Origin of the sequence: Coxiella endosymbiont of Ornithodoros amblus, from assembly GCF_019425495.1 — a bacterium.
In the GTDB taxonomy this organism is placed as follows: domain Bacteria; phylum Pseudomonadota; class Gammaproteobacteria; order Coxiellales; family Coxiellaceae; genus Coxiella.
The window spans coordinates 1-3,653 of sequence record NZ_VFIV01000086.1 but is presented as its reverse complement, the minus strand read 5'-3'; the positions used below and the strand labels follow the sequence as shown (position 1 = coordinate 3,653).

Here is a 3,653-nt window from a genome sequence, read left to right as displayed (position 1 = left end):
CGGCTTAGAAAATGTAAGGGAAATTATTTTCAACCCAATAATCAATTGCTTCAATTAAAACAAGCCTTTCCATTAATTCCACCTGCTCAGGAAACAAACTCATCGCTTTCCTTCGTGTATGGAGCCAATAGCAACAAAAGGGAATTTGTTTAACTTTATTTTAAATTACCTTTGGTAAGATAACCACGTTATTTACATTTTCATTTTTTGTACTACGCCTTTCTTCAATAGACCAACTCTCGTAAGTATCCAAGCCGTTGATTTTAATTGTTAAGAAACCTTCTTCCTTAACAAGAAACTTACAACAAGCAGAGGGGCTTTAGTCGGCTTCTTTAAAAATGAGATAGACAGACGTAATGACCCTGCTGCAGAGAGAGAGAACTCCAGCTCAATGGGCCTCCCTCGATAGCGCTCCTACCAGCTCACCGTTAGACTCACCCCACAATCTATTTGGTTATTGCGCTCCAGCAATCAGCGTTTTCATTTCTTTCACTGCTTCCGCTAGTCCAACCAGTACTCCGCGAGAAATAATGCTATGGCCGATATTGAGTTCGTTAATGACGGGGATCGCGGCGATTGGTTGGATGTTGTGGATGGTTAAGCCGTGGCCGGCGTTTACGATGAGACTGAGGCTATCGGCGTAGGCAGCGGCGGCGGTAATGTGTTTTAATTGTTGGTTATGCTCATGATCGGTTTTGGCGTTGGCGTAATGGCCGGTGTGGATTTCGATAACAGGAGCGCCTGCGGCTTTCGCTGCATTAATTTGTTTTTCTTCAGGGTCGATAAATAAAGAAACCTCTATACCGACTTTCGCCAGGCGCGCACAAACTTTTTTTAAAGTATTTTTCTGGCCGGCAACATCTAAACCGCCCTCGGTTGTCAGCTCTTCACGTTTTTCAGGCACGAGGCAACAACGTTCAGGCTTAATTTCCTCGGCAAATTGGATAATATCTTCGGCAGTTGTCATTTCCAAATTCATTGGTACTGTTAATTTGCGCTTTAAATTACGGACGTCGTTACCTTGAATATGGCGGCGATCTTCTCGCAAATGCAACGTAATTCCATCAGCACCCGCTTCTATAGCAATCATAGCCGCTTCCACAGGATCAGGATAATCCACCCCCCGTGCTTGGCGCAAGGTGGCGATATGATCAATATTCACGCCTAAACGAACCATTGCTAGATCCTTTTTTAAGTTGAGTATAATCAAAGGAATCTTTCTCCGCTAGTTTTTAGGACCTAATCTCATCATGCTTCTATAAACGAAGCTTAGACGCAGAAGTTCAAACCAAATAGGCTTGTAGTGAAGAAGGAAAATGAGACACTAACTGTTATAATGTCGTCCAACGACAGTTTAATACTCCGCGATGTTGGGTTCGCCATTGAACGCGCTTTTATTTAATATAGATTGTCAATCGCCGCTTGTTTCTTTTGTCGTAATTTATCAGCAGTACGCGACTGTTGAGGCCGAGCTTTGGTCGGAATCAGTGACTAACGACCTTATTCCATAAGAAAAAGAAGCATTATCGGCTAACGCTAATATCCGGAATGGTACTTGGCCCCAGTTAAATTAAAAGGGTTAGGAAAATTTTTCAGATCACCATCTTTCTCACTTTACTCACAGTTTTACATTTACACCGAATTATCTACCACATTCGGTGTGACCGTTTGCGCTAGGAATTAATTGCTATCCGTTGTGGATAATCTTGGGTGGGCATCCGAAGCACAATTAACGTTACTTCCATGGGGGCATGTTGATGGTGTGTCCTTCCCTCGTATTCAGCCGAATAACGATAAGGATGAGCAACGCAGTCTTGAACAGACAACTCAAGATGTTTGGCAATTAAGTTAGTAAGCGCTTCTTTTTTTGTGAATTTCTTTTTCTAAAAAATAGATTGCCACTGGCAATAGCACTGAAATTTCCTCATGATTGGAACCTGTCTGTTCTGAAATTTGTTGTATAAGCTCAGCCATACACCGTAGCAAATAGGTAAACCTTAACAGCGGTTGATAAGCTTCAACATCGATGGCATTTTTAGATCTTCTTGCGCAAATAAAAAACGTATATTTTCTTGGCGACTAATGCATCTCTCAACAGTTTCGTTAACCTGGAATATCTTTCCTAGCTAACGCTGTAATTTTTCTCTCCATATTTCAGTCCCATTTTATGGCGATCCACTTTTTCAAAGCCGAGCTCTGGATAGCGATGCAAAATAAATTCAAGATCGCTTTCGTCGAGATTGCGGTAAACATATTTTAATGAATAAAGTCAGTGAGTTAAAAGGGTTAAGAAGGGTCGTACATCCCCCCCACCCGTGGTGAAGCGTGAAAAACTTAAAACCCGTCGCCCTCCCGCGGGGGCATCTGCTGTATTATTGAAGCATACAAAACCTTCACGGCCGAGTCGGCTTTGATATTCCCTCTTTACTTCGCCCCCTTAAGTTGACCCCCAGGTGCCTGCGCGGGAATAATGATGAAGAGGTGGGGATGTCAGGTTTAAGGCACTGTCCCGCATTTCGCTCCGCTGCATACGGATTACTTTTTCTTTCAACGAAGCGAGGATAATCCCGCTAGAATAATAGCTCGCGTGTTTTAAGCGCTTTTTTTCCGAGCAGGCGGTTTAGTGTTAATCGCATTAAGTATTTGATTTCTTTTAGGGATGACTCATCGGAAAATGACTCTTCCTGTAAGGCTAAGAGGCTCTTCCCTGAAAAAACGTCTTTTTCTTCGCTTTTTTCGCAAAGTAAAAAGCCGCGGTCGGGTAAATATTGATAAAACTGATCGGGCTTGAACGGTAATTTCATTTCAACGTCGTACGATAAGGGAAGTCCGTAACCAAGTTCGTCTAATAATTGTTTCTCAAAGCAGCGCAAAGTTGCTTCTAATCGGCCATTAACTAATTTTTCCAATGTATTTTGGTAGTGATGAAATAATCGAAGGCAAGGGTCATCGTGATGCAGTAGGCGTATTAACAATTCATTTAAATAAAAACCACATAACAGGGCTTCACCTTCCAATAAATAGGGCATTCCATTAGCTTCAACGTCGCCTAAAAATTTTAAATCACTGCGACCTGACCACGAAATTAAAAGTGGATAAAATAATCCTAACTTACCTTTATAGCGTGATTTTAGTCCGCGGGCACTTCGCGCTAATGCGCAAACACGGCCATGGTTAGGCGTTAATAACTCGAGGATTAAGCTGGTATTGCTGTATGGACGTCGATGTAAAATAAAAGCTGGCTCTAAAGCAACGCGTTTTGTCATTCTTCAAGCCCCAGCTCCCTTAACAATCGTTCGTTATCTGCCCAGCCGTTTTTAACCTTTACCCATAGTTGTAAAAACACTTTTTCGCCAAACCATTTTTCCATATCAAGACGGGCGTTGGTGCCAACCCTTTTAAGTCGCCCCCCCTTTTTTCCAATGACAATTCCTTTTTGACTTTTTTTTTCAACCCAAATTACCCCAGACAGGCGAACAATTTTTTCCTCCTTCCGAAATTCGATTAAGGTGACCGCTAATGAGTAAGGGATTTCCTGCCCTAGTAAGCGCATTAATTTTTCGCGGATAATTTCAGAAGCCATAAACTGATCGCTGCGATCCGTCACTTGTTCTGGCGGGAAATAAAACGGTGATTCCGGCATTAATTGGTGA

Annotated in this window: 3 protein-coding genes and 1 pseudogene; all 4 read right to left on the bottom strand. The window is 42.3% G+C overall.

The genetic code is table 11. The features are described from left to right. Window positions 1-454 precede the first annotated feature (454 nt). Window positions 455-1,210, bottom strand: coding sequence for a pyridoxine 5'-phosphate synthase (gene pdxJ / locus FIV31_RS07395; RefSeq protein WP_280124329.1), 756 nt, complete (start codon window positions 1,208-1,210; stop codon window positions 455-457). A 422-nt stretch (window positions 1,211-1,632) separates the two neighbouring features. Next, window positions 1,633-1,777 (bottom strand): annotated as a pseudogene (locus tag FIV31_RS07390) (type IVB secretion system apparatus protein IcmL.1); the annotation flags it as partial. Between the two features lie 793 nt (window positions 1,778-2,570). Then, window positions 2,571-3,266: a DNA repair protein RecO gene (recO, locus tag FIV31_RS07385; protein ID WP_280124328.1), complete on the bottom strand. Its 696-nt coding sequence runs from the start codon at window positions 3,264-3,266 to the stop codon at window positions 2,571-2,573. After that, on the bottom strand, window positions 3,263-3,653 hold a 391-nt coding region (gene era, locus FIV31_RS07380; protein WP_280124327.1), incomplete at its 5' end, for a GTPase Era. The genes recO and era, both read right to left, overlap by 4 nt.